Annotated in this window: 13 protein-coding genes; 12 read left to right on the forward strand and 1 reads right to left on the reverse strand. The window is 54.1% G+C overall.

The genetic code is table 11. The features are described from left to right. Positions 1–12: 12 nt before the first annotated feature. A complete protein-coding gene (locus HG15A2_RS23835) occupies positions 13–186 on the reverse strand; it encodes a hypothetical protein (RefSeq protein WP_218932375.1) in 174 nt (57 codons plus the stop codon). Positions 187–221: 35 nt separating this feature from the next. On the opposite strand from HG15A2_RS23835, the gene HG15A2_RS06950 reads away from it, so the two are divergent. From HG15A2_RS06950 to HG15A2_RS07005, 12 genes are all read left to right on the forward strand, one after another. Then, entirely contained in the window at positions 222–1,163 is a 942-nt protein-coding gene (locus tag HG15A2_RS06950; RefSeq protein WP_145059136.1) for a PEP-CTERM sorting domain-containing protein, read from the forward strand. A gap of 157 nt (positions 1,164–1,320) precedes the next feature. Continuing rightward, positions 1,321–2,112 carry a hypothetical protein gene (locus tag HG15A2_RS06955; protein WP_145059138.1) on the forward strand — a complete coding sequence of 264 codons (792 nt, stop codon included), beginning with the start codon at positions 1,321–1,323 and terminating at the stop codon, positions 2,110–2,112. A gap of 200 nt (positions 2,113–2,312) precedes the next feature. After that, positions 2,313–3,863 (forward strand): SGNH/GDSL hydrolase family protein, encoded by a 1,551-nt coding sequence (locus HG15A2_RS06960; RefSeq protein WP_145059140.1) that lies wholly within the window; start codon positions 2,313–2,315, stop codon positions 3,861–3,863. Next, positions 3,847–4,938 (forward strand): DUF1559 domain-containing protein, encoded by a 1,092-nt coding sequence (locus tag HG15A2_RS06965; RefSeq protein ID WP_145059142.1) that lies wholly within the window; start codon positions 3,847–3,849, stop codon positions 4,936–4,938. Before HG15A2_RS06960 ends, HG15A2_RS06965 begins: the two co-directional genes overlap by 17 nt. A gap of 53 nt (positions 4,939–4,991) precedes the next feature. Then, on the forward strand, positions 4,992–5,366 hold the full coding sequence (locus HG15A2_RS06970) for a carboxypeptidase-like regulatory domain-containing protein (RefSeq protein WP_145059144.1): 375 nt from the start codon (positions 4,992–4,994) through the stop codon (positions 5,364–5,366). Between the two features lie 79 nt (positions 5,367–5,445). Then, on the forward strand, positions 5,446–6,981 hold the full coding sequence (locus tag HG15A2_RS06975) for a glycoside hydrolase family protein (RefSeq protein ID WP_145059146.1): 1,536 nt from the start codon (positions 5,446–5,448) through the stop codon (positions 6,979–6,981). A gap of 430 nt (positions 6,982–7,411) precedes the next feature. Next, complete coding sequence (locus HG15A2_RS06980; RefSeq protein WP_145059148.1) at positions 7,412–8,362, forward strand: hypothetical protein; 951 nt, start codon at positions 7,412–7,414, stop codon at positions 8,360–8,362. 530 nt (positions 8,363–8,892) lie between these two features. Further along, positions 8,893–9,684 carry a hypothetical protein gene (locus HG15A2_RS06985; RefSeq protein WP_145059150.1) on the forward strand — a complete coding sequence of 264 codons (792 nt, stop codon included), beginning with the start codon at positions 8,893–8,895 and terminating at the stop codon, positions 9,682–9,684. Between the two features lie 186 nt (positions 9,685–9,870). Then, positions 9,871–11,421 carry an SGNH/GDSL hydrolase family protein gene (locus HG15A2_RS06990; RefSeq protein WP_145059152.1) on the forward strand — a complete coding sequence of 517 codons (1,551 nt, stop codon included), beginning with the start codon at positions 9,871–9,873 and terminating at the stop codon, positions 11,419–11,421. Then, on the forward strand, positions 11,405–12,487 hold the full coding sequence (locus HG15A2_RS06995; protein ID WP_145059154.1) for a DUF1559 domain-containing protein: 1,083 nt from the start codon (positions 11,405–11,407) through the stop codon (positions 12,485–12,487). The genes HG15A2_RS06990 and HG15A2_RS06995 overlap by 17 nt, the downstream gene beginning before the upstream one ends. Before the next feature lie 53 nt (positions 12,488–12,540). After that, positions 12,541–12,915, forward strand: coding sequence for a carboxypeptidase-like regulatory domain-containing protein (locus HG15A2_RS07000; RefSeq protein ID WP_145059156.1), 375 nt, complete (start codon positions 12,541–12,543; stop codon positions 12,913–12,915). Between the two features lie 175 nt (positions 12,916–13,090). Continuing rightward, a complete protein-coding gene (locus tag HG15A2_RS07005; protein WP_145059158.1) occupies positions 13,091–15,361 on the forward strand; it encodes a putative Ig domain-containing protein in 2,271 nt (756 codons plus the stop codon). Positions 15,362–15,424: the final 63 nt, after the last annotated feature.

Below are 15,424 nucleotides of genomic sequence, written 5' to 3' on the forward strand. Positions count from 1 at the left end.
AGGGCAGTTCCCCTAAGAGCGGTCGGCAGAAATGCAGACCGCTCTGCCGGGTTCTCCACGAAAGACCAGCTCGACGCACAGGCCGAACTTCAACGCTTCGTCGAGCATTATCAGGAGGAAACGCTTATGCTCGCAACCTAGGCCGAAATCTTCCAAGAATTTACTGAAGATGTGCTTCTTATCCATGAAAAGCTTCTTATCTATTAAAAGGAGGGCTAGTGATGAAACTTGCACGAGTGATGGTGATTCTGTTGGCGCCCGTACTAATGCTTGCGGTTACGTCAAGCGCGTGGGGCACTGTGCTATTAAGCCATTCCGGAGCCAATGATCCTTTTTTTGAAGGATGGGATGAAATCATCGATGCGGGGGCAACCGTCGCGCCAGTCATCGATGACATGGGTTCCGGACTCGACGCCTGGGAAGTTAAAAATTCCTCCGGCACCGGCAAAGGATACTACTCAGGGAATGCGGCGCTGGATGCTTCAGCACTGGCCGATATTGCTACCGGTGGCTGGTCGATGCGTGCGACTTTGCGAGTGGATGACGTAATAGCCAACGGTTATGACGAGTCGCTGTCTCCCGCCCCAGGGTTACACGTCAGGCTGGTTGAAGAGGAACACTGGATGTATTTGTTTCTCTCGACTGACAGCAGCGGCAATCCGATCGCCCAATTGAAGGGTGGCGCCGGACTTTTAAATGTGTCGGACGAGATCAACATCAGCGGCAGCGGCTACCATACTTATGAAATGCGATCGCAGCCGATGACCACGCTTGCTGATTTTTATATCGACGGCACGAAGGTGATCAGCGATTTTGAAATCGGTAACACGGTCGATTACGGAAATAGAATCGAGTGGGGGAATCCGTCTACTGGTGCAGACGGCGCCGGCTACTGGAACAGTCTCGAGTTTGAGACGGCTCCTGCTCCGATTGTTGTCTCCGGCGACTTCGATGGCGATGACGACGTCGATGGCGCCGACTTCCTGGTTTGGCAAGAAGACTTGGGCGATGAATCGAGTCTATCGACTTGGCAAACCAACTATGGTTCTGGGGTAGGGCTGAGCGTCGCTGCATCGGCCGTGCCGGAGCCGTCCAGCTTAGCTCTATTGATTCTCACTGGGCTGAGTTGCCTTGCTCCTCGCAAGTGCCGGTCGAATTCTTAGTTGGATGAAAGACAGCCTAATTACCGCTATCTCCATCATTGGCGGAATAGAGTCACAACGGAGATGGTGGACGCTGCAACAACTTTTTGGGGGCAGGCCAAGGTGGGCAACTGATCGATTTTCTATTCCGATTCTTTAGTTAAAAGGGGAGCTAGTGATGAAACTTGCACGAACGATAGGGCTGCTGTTGCTGCCCGTGGCAATGCTTGCGGTTACGCCAACCGCGTGGGGTGCCTTAATCTTGAGCCACTCCGGAGCGAATGATCCAGCGACGGAAGGGTTTGCTGCAACTGTCGATGCTGGGGCAACCGTCGCGCCAGTCATCAATGACATGGGTTCCGGACTCGACGCCTGGGAAGTTAAGAATTCCTCCGGCACCGGCAAAGGATACTACTCGGGGACTGCGGCGCTGGATGCTTCAGCGCTGGCCGATATTGCTACCGGTGGCTGGTCGATGCGGGCGACTTTGCGAGTGGATGACGTAATAGCCAACGGTTATGACGAATCGCTGTCTCCCGCCCCAGGGTTACACGTCAGGCTGGTTGAAGAGGAACACTGGATGTATTTGTTTCTCTCGACTGACAGCAGCGGCAATCCGATCGCCCAATTGAAGGGTGGCGCCGGACTTTTAAATGTGTCGGACGAGATCAACATCAGCGGCAGCGGCTACCATACTTATGAAATGCGATCGCAGCCGATGACCACGCTTGCTGATTTTTATATCGACGGCACGAAGGTGATCAGCGATTTTGAAATCGGCAACACGGTCGATTACGGAAATAGAATCGAGTGGGGGAGTGCGTCTACTGGTGCAGACGGCGCCGGCTACTGGAACAGTCTCGAGTTTGAGACGTCCCCGGCTCCGATTCCGGAGCCTTCGGCACTGGCGATTCTGCTACTAGGTTCCGTGCCTGTGGCTCTCAAGCGGGGACGCCGTCTGGAGAGTTGAATTGTGTGCGAAGCGTCCTCGCATAGCCTAGAGATGCTTTGCGAGCGATCAATCGCAGGTGCATAGCAAGAGAAACAGGCGTCACCTTTTTTTGAGGTGGCGCCGTTTCTCGGCATGCCGCAGTGCATTGCTTGGTGGAGCGCTGCTTGATGGAATGATGCGATTAGGAACACGAGTAGAATTTCTTTTAGGGGAAACTGATGCTGATATCGAGAAGCGTACGTTTTATTGGCCTGATCACGTTGAGCCTGGTTCTTGTGTCCGGAACCATTCGAACTACCCAAGCTCAAACCTTGCCGAGAGTGCTGATGATCGGCGACTCGATTATGCAGGGGTACTTCCACCGATCTCAAATAGAGTTGGCGGGCCAGTTCGTACTATTTCAACCTGACCCTGGTTCCGGCGACACCGATCGTGCCACGGTCTATATGCAAGATTGGCTCGACGATGGTCCCTGGGACGTGATCCACTTTAACTGGGGACTGCACGACCTCTACACTCAGAACGTGAATCACCCGGGCGTTAATGCGATTCCCATCGAGGATTACGAATCGAATCTTCGATCCCTAGTACCCCAGATGGTGGCCAGCGGTGCCGATTTGGTATGGGCCAACACCACCCCGGGGGTCGATCCGTTGTTCCCCGTCAACGATGTCCTGGCCTACAACGCCGTGGCCGCGCAGGTCATGAGCGAGTACGATATTCCGATCAACGATCTGCACGGGTTACTTGAGCCCGTTCAGGAGACTTATCAAGCGACACCGGGCAATATCCACTACAATACGGCTGGTTCCGCGCTCATGGCCGAGCAGGTGGCCGCCTCGATCTTGAGCGTCCACGATCCGGGTAGTGAACCTGGTCCGGGCTCGTGCGGAGCCCTCTTGTGTCATTCCGGAGCCAATGATCCGTTCTTGGAAGGATGGCTTAGCACGATCGAGGCTGGGGCAACCGTGGCACCAGTCATCGATGACATGGGCTCCGGACTCGACGCTTGGGAAGTTAAAAATTCCTCCGGCACCGGCAAAGGATACTACTCGGGGGCTGCGTCGCTGGATGCTACAGCGCTGGCCGATATTGCTACCGGTGGCTGGTCGATGCGGGCGACTTTGCGAGTGGATGACGTAATAGCCAACGGCTATGACGAATCGCTGTCTCCAGCCCCAGGGTTACACGTCAGGCTGGTTGAAGAGGAACACTGGATGTATTTGTTTCTCTCGACTGACAGCAGCGGCAATCCGATCGCCCAATTGAAGGGTGGCGCCGGCCTTGCGAATGTGTCGGACGAGATCCCCATCAGCGGCAGCGGCTACCATACTTATGAAATGCGATCGCAGCCGATGACCACGCTTGCTGATTTTTATATCGACGGCACGAAGGTGATCAGCGATTTTGAAATCGGCAACACGGTCGATTACGGGAATAGAATCGATTGGGGGAGTGCGTCTACTGGTGCAGACGGCGCCGGTTACTGGAACAGCGTCCAGTTTACAACGGCCCCGGGTTCGGAGTTTGTCCCTGGCGACTTCGACGACGATGACGATGTCGACGGTGCTGACTTTTTGGTTTGGCAACGAGACCTGGGCGATGATCCGAGCATGTTGAGCTGGGAAACCAACTATGGTTTTGCAGCAGGCGCGTCTGCCGGCGCAATGACCGTGCCGGAACCGTCCGGTTTCGTTTTATTGATTCTCACAGGTTTGGGTTGCCTTGCTTTTCGCAAACAGGAGACCAACGATGATTCCAAGACGTAGCAGCCACCACGTAGAGCTTCCTGTTCGAGATCGAAGAAAAACCAGCCGTCCCGAGCAGCACATTGCTTGCTTCTCTCGGCCTCGACAAGGTTTCACACTGGTTGAGCTCTTGGTGGTGATTGCAATCATCGGAGTGCTCGTGGGGCTGTTGCTACCCGCTGTGCAAGCAGCGCGTGAAGCGGCGCGACGGATGCAATGTGCGAACAATCTCAAGCAAATCGGCCTCGCCCTGCAGAATCACGACAGCTCGCACGGCGAGTTCCCCAAAGGCGTGCAGTCCGGTCCGGCTCTTTCCTCGAGCCACAACCCGGTTCGGACGGGCACAAACTGGAAAACGTTTATCCTTCCGTTTTTGGAACAAGGAGCCCTCTACGATCAACTCGATCTCGACTTCGAACGCGCGGTATTCGCCCCCGACTGGTTCGGCAATGAGGTGCTCGAGAACAAGGTAGTCTCAGCCTACAATTGCCCCTCCAGTGGGGCAGATCCGTTGCTCGATGGGGATTTTGGAGCCAGCCCAACAACTGATGAGGAGGGGGCTCAAAAGCACGACTACGTGGGGATTGCAGGCGCCTATCGCGATCCGGCACAACGTAGAGAAGTCTGTGCCAATGCAAACTATGGGCCGATTTGTAACAACGGCGCGTTGCTCGTGAACGAAAGTAGGGCCATGCGGGGTATCACCGATGGGACCTCCAACGCGATCTTGGTCTCTGAGCAGTCAGGCATGATCGCAGTTCTCGACAACGGTTCGATGGTCAAGCATCACGTCCGCAACAACTACGCTGGCGGTTGGGGCGGTGCCTTTAAAGACTCCACGGTGGAAAACCTGAGCTCAGGCCAATATCACCATGGCTTGACCACCGTCCGGTGGGCGCTCAACGCTCCCACGGCCGTCATTGGATCCAGCGACGCTGCCTATAGAAACAACACCGTGCTCAATTCGAACCACCCGGGCATTGTACAAGTAGCGTATGCGGATGGCAGCGTTCAAACGCTCAATGATGGCATGGAGCTGGAGACCTTGCTCCAGCTATGTACGGTGGACGATGGCTTAGTGGACAACTTACCCTAATCGGTCCTCGGGGGCCTCACAAACACTAGGACAAGTTCGGTAGGAAATAAATCATGCTGAGTACAAGAGTGCAGGTGTTTCTCGGACTTGTTGCTTGCGTGTGTGGAGGGTGCGGACCCCAGGGACCACCGATGGGCTCGATCTCAGGAACAGTGACCTACGAAGAGCAACCGCTCAAGGCCGGGGTCGTCACGTTTGTTAATGAGAAGATCGGGACCGGATCGAGCGCCGAGCTCGACAGTTCGGGCAACTACCATATTCCTTCGCTTCAAGTCGGAGAGTACACCGTGGCCGTTCATAACTGGCCACCGCCGCCTGGAGGCAAGTTCGTGAAACTCAACATCCCGCATAAGTTCCAGGACCTTGAAACTAGTGGGTTAACTAAGAGCGTTGAGGAAGGCGAAAACAAAGCCGACTTCAGCCTCTAACTCCCGCTGATGGGATGTATTTCAGTCTGGAGTGGTCCCAGACTCAACCCAACTGGGACATGTTCAAACGCCTTTACTTTTGGAAACCGGTAACAAAATGATAACTGCTAAAATCCTCCCCAGAAATATACCCTTGATTCTCGTTACAGCGCTCCTGAGCGCTAGCGGGACGACGGCAGCTAATTCTGCTGAACAAATTGAAATCGGCGATCGCAACCAGATTTTTATTGACGGTCGTTTTCTCGATGCAACTAAGAACGTGCGTATTGAGGTCTGTCGTCCGATCAAAACAAACGAAAAATGCCTCACGGGTAGTTTGGGAGGATACTCTTCAATTATTAAACCGGACGAGAACTATCGCTGGTACAGTGCGTTGACCAAGGATGGGATCAACTGGCGGCGTGTGGGGGGAAGTGTCAAACCTGAGTCGGATGACATACTCGGCGCTGTTTTCACCGGTGCCACCGTCTTTGCCGATCCCAAGGCTCCGCCGGAAGAACGCTACAAACTTTTCGATGGTATGAAAAACTCATTGCGGGCTTCCAGCGATGGTATCCACTGGAAGAAGCACGGTGAGAATATCTTTCCAGCTAAAGCTTGCTACCCACGCGGTATGGACAGTCATAATGTCTGTTTCTACGACACACGGATCAACAAGTACGTTGCCTACGTACGAATTAATAAAGTGTTCGAGTGCCCTCCTGAGCGGATTCCCTACTATGGCAAGCTTGGAAAGCAACGATACGGCGGAGAAAATAAATACTCACGCCGAACCATCGGACGCGCGGTGAGTGATGATCCGACAAAGTTCCCGATGCCTGAAGTTGTTTTGGAACCTGATGATCAGGATCCAAATTTCGGCGGGGTCAAGGTGATGGACTTTTATTGTCCACAAGTCGTGCAGTACCCAAATGCACAGGACGCTTACTTTCTGTTCAACTGTCGCTATCGTTCCTATGAAGATTGGTACCTTCCGATTGACATGTCGCCTTTCCAGAGAGGCGCCAAAACCGGTACTTACAATTGCGGCGTAGAAGACATCGAGCTGGACGCTAGTCGCGATGGTATCAAATGGAATCGCTACGACCGTAAGCCGTGGATCCCACAAGGGAAGCCCGGAAGCTTCGACGCGCTAACGATGTACATGTCCCGCGGGATGCACATCGTAGGCGATGAAATCTGGATGTACTATATCGGCATTGACGATCCACATACCGGCGAGAAGGAAGCGATGAAGAAAGCGACTCTCAGCCGGGTGGTACTGAGGAAAGATGGCTTTACTTGTGTCGAAGCTGATTACGCAGGCGGAGAATTCACCACGCCGCCACTCAAGTTCGATGGCAAAACGTTGCAGTTGAATATCGAAACTTCAGCGATTGGCCTGGCGCGGGTTGAAATCCAAGATGCCAGCGGCAATCCGTTGCCGGGCTTCGCTCTGGAAGACTGCGACCGGATTCACACGGCGAATTCCACCAGTCAGACAATCGCCTGGAACGAAAACTCAGATGTATCGAGTCTGGCTGGCCAGCCGGTTCGCCTGCGATTCGAGTTGCAATATGGCACGAAACTCTACGCTTTTCGTTTTGCAAATTCGGAGTCACAGCCTCAAAAATAGAGATGAACACTATTCGTCGAAGTTCGATGGAAACGACCATGGTTCCATTGAAGGCAACCTGCGGCGGCAAATTGAAAGATCAAGCACTACACAATCAGCGGATGGAGTCGCGACATCGGACGAAACCCACCTAAACTTCGCGGAATAAGTGCTGCTTCCAGGTGCGTATTTGTTGCGGCAAAACGGTTGACTAGTTTGAAACACCCTTACATACTACCAATTGCGGCCAGTCGGCCGACACTCATCGGATTAAATGATTCAATATCATCGGATAACAGAAGCCTTCTACTGGAATTCCAACTCCGAAGAGTTCGTTGCCGTTTATCCGCCCCGTACTCACGAAACAGTGGAACAAATCTTGGGGAGACAGGCCAAGGTGAGTAGATGATCAATTCCCGAATTTGCTGCTTTAACTGAATGGGAGCTAGTGATGAAACCTGCACGAACGATGGGGCTTATGTTAGTGCCCGTGGCATTGCTTGCGGTTACGTCAACCGCGTGGAGTGCCGTGATATTAAGTCATTCTGGGGCGGACGATCCTTTTTTTGAAGGATGGGATGAAATCATCGATGCGGGGGCAACAGCGGGACCAGTCATCGATGACATGGGTTCCGGATTCGACGCCTGGGAAGTCAAGAATTCCTCCGGCACCGGTAAAGCAGGCTACTTTGGGACTGTGGCGCTGGATGCTACAGCGCTGGCCGATATTGCTACTGGAGGCTGGTCGGTGCGAGCCAATTTGCGCATCGACGACACAACAGCAAATGGCTTTGACGAACTGCTGGCTCCTGCTCCGGGGTTCATCATGAGGCTTGATGAAGCCGATCACTGGGTGCTCTTACAGCTAACGACTGACAGCAGCGGCAATCCGATCGCCCAATTGAAGGGCGGCACCGGACTTCAGAATGTGTCGGACGAGATCAACATCAGCGGTAGCGGCTACCACACCTATGACTTGCGATCGCAGCCGATGACCACGCTCGCGGACTTGTATATCGACGGCTCGAAGGTAATCAGCGATTTTGACATCGAAAACACAGTCAGCTTTCCAGATCAATTTGTCTGGGGGAATTGGGCCACCGGTCTGTCCGGTGCCGGTTACTGGAACAGCCTCGAGCTTGAGACGGCTCCTGCTGTGATCATTGACCCCGTTGTGCCCGGCGATTTCGACGACGATGACGACGTCGACGGAGCCGACTTCCTGGTTTGGCAACGAGATCTGGGCGATGAGTCGAGTCTGTCGACCTGGCAAACCAACTATGGTTCTGGGGTAGGGCTGAGCGTCGCTGCATCGGCCGTGCCGGAACCGTCGAGCTTCGTATTATTGATTCTCACTGGGCTGGGCTGCCTTGCTCCTCGCAAGCACCCCTCAATTTCATAGCGGGTTGCAACACCTCACGTGGAGCGATATCTCCACCGATTGCGAGATAGAATCGCCACTGAGATGATTCAACGCGAATTCCCAATTCTTGTCCATCACGCCAAGCTCATCGGATAATAGGAGTCGATTCTGCGGCGCTGAGTGAGGCTGAATGGGAGAAATTGCCTATCTTCGCGAATAAGGCCGAGACGTGCCGAGGAATTGCGAAAGCATTGCCACTCTCTTAATTCCTTTTTTTGCGGCAAAACTGTTGACTGGTAGAAAACACCCTACCATACTACCCGATACGGCCAGTGGGCTGAAACTCATCGGATTAAATACGACACTATCATCGGATGACTTAAGCCTTTTTAGCCTTTTGCTGGGTCGCTCAAGTGAAGTCTCGTGCTGGAATGCCAGCCCCCAAAGACTTCGCCGTCGCGTACCCAACCCGTACTTCTATAGACACTGCAACAAATCTGGGGGCAGGCCAAGGTGGGCAACTGATCGATTTCTCTATTCCGATTCTTTAGTTAAAAGGGGAGCTAGTGATGAAACTTAAACGAACGATAGGGCTGCTGTTGCTGCCCGTGGCAATGCTTGCGGTGACGTCAACCGCGTGGGGTACCTTGATCTTGAGCCATTCCGGAGCGAATGATCCAGCGACGGAAGGGTGGGCTCCAACTGTCGAAGCTGGGGCAACCGTGGCACCAGTCATCGATGACATGGGTTCCGGATTCGACGCATGGGAAGTTAAGAATTCCTCCGGCACTGGCAAAGTAGGCTACTTTGGACATGCAGCAGTGACCCCTGCAGTAGAGGCCGATATTGCTACCGGTGGTTGGTCGGTGCGAGCCAATTTGCGGGTCGATGACACGACAGCAAATGGTTATGACGAAGCGCTGGCGCCCGCCCCAGGATTCGTCATGAGGCTGGGTGCAATCGGGCACTGGGTGTTATTGGAGATGTCGACTGACAGCAGCGGCAATCCGACCGCCCGATTGAAGGGTGGCACCGGCCTTGGGAATGTGTCGGATATAATCACCACCAGCGGCAGCGGGTACCATACCTATGACTTGCGAACGCAGCCGATGACCTCGCTCGCGGATTTGTATATCGACGGCACGAAAGTGATCAGCGATTTCGACATCAATAACACGGCTACTTTCCCGAATCAATTCATCTGGGGGAATTGGGCCACTGGCTCTGACGGCGCCGGCTACTGGAACAGTCTCGAGTTTGAGACGTCCCCGGCTGCGGTTCCGGAGCCTTCAGGGTCGGCGATTCTACTATTAGGAGCCGTGTCACTGGCTCTCGAGCGCAGACGCCGTCTCAAGAGCTGATTCTTCTTGCGAGGCGGCATTGCACAGCCTAGTTATGCTTTGCGAGCGATCAATCGTAGGTGCATAGCAAGAGAAACAGGCGTCACCTTTCTCGAGGTGGCGCCGTTTCTCGGCATGCCGCAGTGCGCTGTTTGATGGAGTGATGCGATTAGGAACACGAGTAGACACTTTCATTCGGGGAAACTGATGCTGATATCGAGAAGCGTACGTTTTATTGGCCTGATCACGTTGAGCCTGGTTCTTGTGTCCGGAACCATTCGAACTACCCAAGCTCAAACCTTGCCGAGAGTGCTGATGATCGGCGACTCGATTATGCAGGGGTACTTCCACCGATCTCAAATAGAGTTGGCGGGCCAGTTCGTACTATTTCAACCTGACCCTGGTTCCGGCGACACCGATCGTGCCACGGTCTATATGCAAGATTGGCTCGACGATGGTCCCTGGGACGTGATCCACTTTAACTGGGGACTGCACGACCTCTACACTCAGAACGTGAATCACCCGGGCGTTAATGCGATTCCCATCGAGGATTACGAATCGAATCTTCGATCCCTAGTACCCCAGATGGTGGCCAGCGGTGCCGATTTGGTATGGGCCAACACCACCCCGGGGGTCGATCCGTTGTTCCCCGTCAACGATGTCCTGGCCTACAACGCCGTGGCCGCGCAGGTCATGAGCGAGTACGATATTCCGATCAACGATCTGCACGGGTTACTTGAGCCCGTTCAGGAGACTTATCAAGCGACACCGGGCAATATCCACTACAATACGGCCGGTTCCACCCTAATGGCCGGGCAGATAGCCACCTCGATCTTGAGTGTCCACGATCCGGGTGTCCTGCCTGGCCCGCCCCCGTGCGGTGGCCTCTTATGCCATACCGGTGCAAATGATCCATTCTTGGAAGGATGGCTTAGCACGATCGATGCGGGGGCAACCGAAGCACCAGTCATCGATGACATGGGCTCCGGACTCGACGCTTGGGAAGTTCAGAATTCCTCTGGCAGCGGCAAAGCAGGCTACTTTGGGACCGCGTCACTGGATGCTCAAGCCCTGGCCGATATTGCTACCGGCGGCTGGTCAATGCGGGCAAATGTGCGAGTCGACGATTTAATAGCCAACGGTTATGACGAAGCGCTGGCTCCCGCGCCAGGGTTCGCCGTCAGACTAGATGAAGCCGATCACTGGGCGATATTGTTTCTCTCGACAGACAGCAACGGCAATCCGATCGCCCAATTAAAGGGTGGCGCCGGCCTTGCAAATGTCTCGGACGAGATCCCCATCAGTGGCAGCGGCTACCACACGTATGAAGTGCGCTCGCAGCCGATGACTACGCTCGCGGATCTGTATATCGACGATACGAAGGTGATCAGCGATTTTGACATCGGCAACACGGTCGATTACGGAGATCAACTTGTCTGGGGAAATTGGGCCACCGGTTCAGACGGCGCCGGTTACTGGAACAGCGTCCAGTTTACAACGGCCCCGGGTTCGGAGTTTGTCCCTGGCGACTTCGACGACGATGACGATGTCGATGGTGCCGACTTTCTGGCTTGGCAACGAGACCTGGGCGATGATCCGAGCATGTTGAGCTGGGAAACCAACTATGGTTTTGCAGCAGGTGCGTCTGCCGGCGCAATGACCGTGCCGGAACCGTCCGGTTTCGTATTAATGATTCTCACAGGTTTGGGTTGCCTTGCTTTTCGCAAACAGGAGACCAACGATGATTCCAAGACGTAACAGCCACTACGTAAACCTGCCTGTTCGAGATCGAAGAAAAACCAGCCGTCCCGAGCAGCACATTGCTTGCTTCTCTCGGCCTCGACAAGGTTTCACACTGGTTGAACTCTTGGTGGTGATTGCAATCATCGGGGTGCTCGTGGGGCTGTTGCTACCCGCTGTGCAAGCAGCGCGTGAAGCGGCGCGACGCATGCAATGTGCGAACAATCTCAAGCAAATCGGCCTCGCCCTGCAGAATCACGACAGCTCGCACGGCGAGTTCCCCAAAGGCGTGCAGTCCGGTCCGGCTCTTTCCTCGAGTCACAACCCGGTTCGGACGGGCACAAACTGGAAAACGTTTATCCTTCCGTTTTTGGAACAAGGAGCCCTCTACGATCAACTCGATCTCGACTTCGAACGCGCGGTATTTACTCCCGACTGGTTCGGCAATGAGGTGCTCGAGAACAAGGTAGTCTCAGCCTACAATTGTCCCTCCAGTGGGGCAGATCCATTGCTCGATGGCGATTTTGGATCCAGCAAAAGTGATGGGGCTCAGAAACACGACTACGTGGGGATTGCGGGCGCCTATCGCGATCCGGCACAACGTAGAGAAGTCTGTGCCAATGCAAACTATGGGCCGATTTGTAACAACGGCGCGTTGCTCGTGAACGAAAGTAGGGCCATGCGGAGTATCACCGATGGGACCTCCAACGCGATCTTGGTCTCTGAGCAGTCAGGCATGATCGCAGTTCTCGACAACGGTTCGATGGTCAAGCATCACGTCCGCAACAACTACGCTGGCGGCTGGGGCGGTGCCTTTAAAGACTCCACGGTGGAAAACCTGAGCTCAGGCCAATATCACCATGGCTTAACCACCGTCCGGTGGGCGCTCAACGCTCCCACGGCCGTCATTGGATCCAGCGACGCTGCCTATAGAAACAACACCGTGCTCAATTCGAACCACCCGGGCATTGTACAAGTAGCGTATGCGGATGGCAGCGTTCAAACGCTCAATGATGGCATGGAGCTGGAGACCTTGCTCCAGCTATGTACGGTGGACGATGGCTTAGTGGACAACTTACCCTAATCGGTCCTCGGGGGCCTCACAAACACTAGGACAAGTTCGGTAGGAAATAAATCATGCTGAGTACAAGAGTGCAGGTGTTTCTCGGACTTGTTGCTTGCGTGTGTGGAGGGTGCGGACCCCAGGGACCACCGATGGGCTCGATCTCAGGAACAGTGACCTACGAAGAGCAACCGCTCAAGGCCGGGGTCGTCACGTTTGTTAATGAGAAGATCGGGACCGGATCGAGCGCCGAGCTCGACAGTTCGGGCAACTACCATATTCCTTCGCTTCAAGTCGGAGAGTACACCGTGGCCGTTCATAACTGGCCACCGCCGCCTGGAGGCAAGTTCGTGAAACTCAACATCCCCGAGAAGTTCCAGGACCTTGAAACTAGTGGGTTAACTAAGAGCGTTGAGGAAGGCGAAAACAAAGCCGACTTCAGCCTCTAACTCACGCTGATGAGATGTGCGAAGAGATTTAGGAAGACACCATTTTCAAGCCGTTAGCGTTTTTAGCGGCCTTGGTGATCTATTGGTGTGCTCAGAAAGTATTACGGGGAAGAAACGGACACCCCTCCACGACTAGCCCTCTCTACAAATCACAAAACCGAAAGAGACTAGACCAGTGCCTCGCCTTGAACATAGCAGAATTAATGCAGTGGCGACTACGCATGGGATCTTGTGCATTCTCTTCCTTGGAGTACCGAGCCATGTCCAAGGCGGAGAAGGATCGGACTGGAAAAAACCGTTTTCGCCAGATCCAGATACCGTCGTGCTCTACCATTTCGACGAGGGCAAAGGCGACGAAGCTCTCGACGCCTGCGGCGACGAGGCTTTAACGCTGCATGCCCACAAGACGGCTGCGTGGGGCTCGCATCCTGGTTTCGGAACCACGGCCCGCTTCGCACGTAGAGCGGACGATGGCGATCTTCGAGTAGGACCAACAAACAACGATAAGCTCGATCTGAGAACGTGCACCAAAGCCTGGACGATTGAGGCCTGGATCCGTTACACCGGCCCAGGAGGTCAGGAAGCAGGGGGACGAACGTACGCTAGTATCTGCAGCACCGACGACGAAGGTTTCGGGCTTCCGGGATGCGCACGTGGGGGTTGGACATTTTTCTTTAATGTGGGTAAAGGTGGCGTCGGCAATCTCAAGGACGGTTTGCTCCCAGCAGGAAGATTTATCGGAAGATCTAAAACAGCGGGAAATAGAGATACCAGTATCTTTCTCTTCCCTGAAAACTGGCCAAACAAAGTTAAGGAACGCCAAGTTACCGACCACGAATGGCACCACGTGGCGTGGCAGTTTCGCCACAGCGATCAAGTGAATAGCTTTTTTCTCGATGGATCACTTGTCGGTAGAGTATCCCTCTATGAAGATCTTAAGTCCCCTCGAATCATTGTGAATGACTTTGAGAACACCTGCTTACCGTTCGTGGTTGGCGGATGGATCCACTCTCAGGACCCACCTTTTTTCATAAAATCGGGGAATTTCGAAGGCGAAATCGACGAACTGCGGATATCGAAAATACTGCGTTATCCAATGGCTCAGGAACTGGCCATCATCCACCAGAAGCTACCTAAAGCTTGGCTCAATATTCCTTACTTGGCTAAACTGGAAACCGAGGCGCAACATGGCGCGGTTGTCTGGGAGTTGTTGGACGGGAAGCTGCCCGAAGGCCTTGAGCTCGACAAGAAGCAAGGCATTATCCAAGGCATTATCCAAGGCGATCCACAGGAAACAGTTGCAGATCGGTCTCTCACAATCGGAGCGACTGACGAAGCTGGGCAAACCGATAAGTACACTTTCTCGCTTTCGGTGGTACGTGGCCAAATGGTTACCGAATCGCTACCTGTTGCGTTTGTCGGCTTGCCCTATCAAGTCGCGATGAAGACGTCAAATATGGCTGCTCCGACGCAATGGAAAGTTATTTCTGGAGATTTGCCTCGTGGCGTTGCGTTCAGCAGTAGTACGGGCCAATTGGAAGGCGTTCCTACAGAGAAAGGTTTCTCACGGCTTGTAATCCAAGTTACCGACGCTAACGGGCTACAGGATCGATGCGAGTTGAAACTCTCGGTGCTCCCGCGGGAACTTCACGTGATCGAGGCGGACGAAAACACCGTCGTTCTCTACGACTGGCAGGGTCCGAACGGAAAACTCATCCGAGATGTCATGGGCGATGATGAACTGACCCTGACATGGACAAATATGGGAGGTGACAAGCGAGTTTCATGGCCGGGGAGAAAGGGAGTATTCCCGATGGACAACGGTCGCGGAGAGCATGGCTGGGCGACTAAAGGAAAAGGCATCCCAAAACTTGACTTGAAGACTTGTCAAGAAGAGTGGACCGTGGAAGCTTGGGTTCGACGAGCTGGGCCGATCTGTGCGTACGGTGAGAAGGTGGACACAAACCACCAGCCATTCGACTATGGCCACATCTGCGGTACGTACGACAACTCTAAACGCGGTGTCTGGGAACTCTATTTGTCGGACCACGATTCGGCCGACGGGAGCATGGCGCCTGGAGTCCACTTCCTCGGCGCCGAGCCTGACGAGGCGCTGATGGATCTACATCCTTGGAAACGTCCCGATGCTATCGTTGGCAGTCCGGAACAGGCAGGGATTCGAGACACCGAATGGCATCATGTTGCTTGGCAATACAGCTATGCGGAGGACTTGCATCAGCTATTTCTGGACGGGAGGCTAATCTGGCAGATGGAGAGCCCTGACGGAAGAAAGCTAATTAATAACCGCCAGCACGATGCGCAATTCAGTGTCAGCAGCCGGCTGAGGGGCTATTCCCGCTACGGGGGAGATTTCAATTTCCGCGGCTTCGGAAACTTCTTCGGGCAGATTGGCGAAATCAGAATCTCCAACAAGCGACGGTACTAGCTTCAATCCGCGCGTCGCAATCAACCGAAGGTGCCACAATATGTGTGACGGCGTGTGCAGACA

It is taken from the genome of Adhaeretor mobilis, from assembly GCF_007741515.1.
Lineage (GTDB): Bacteria > Planctomycetota > Planctomycetia > Pirellulales > Lacipirellulaceae > Adhaeretor > Adhaeretor mobilis.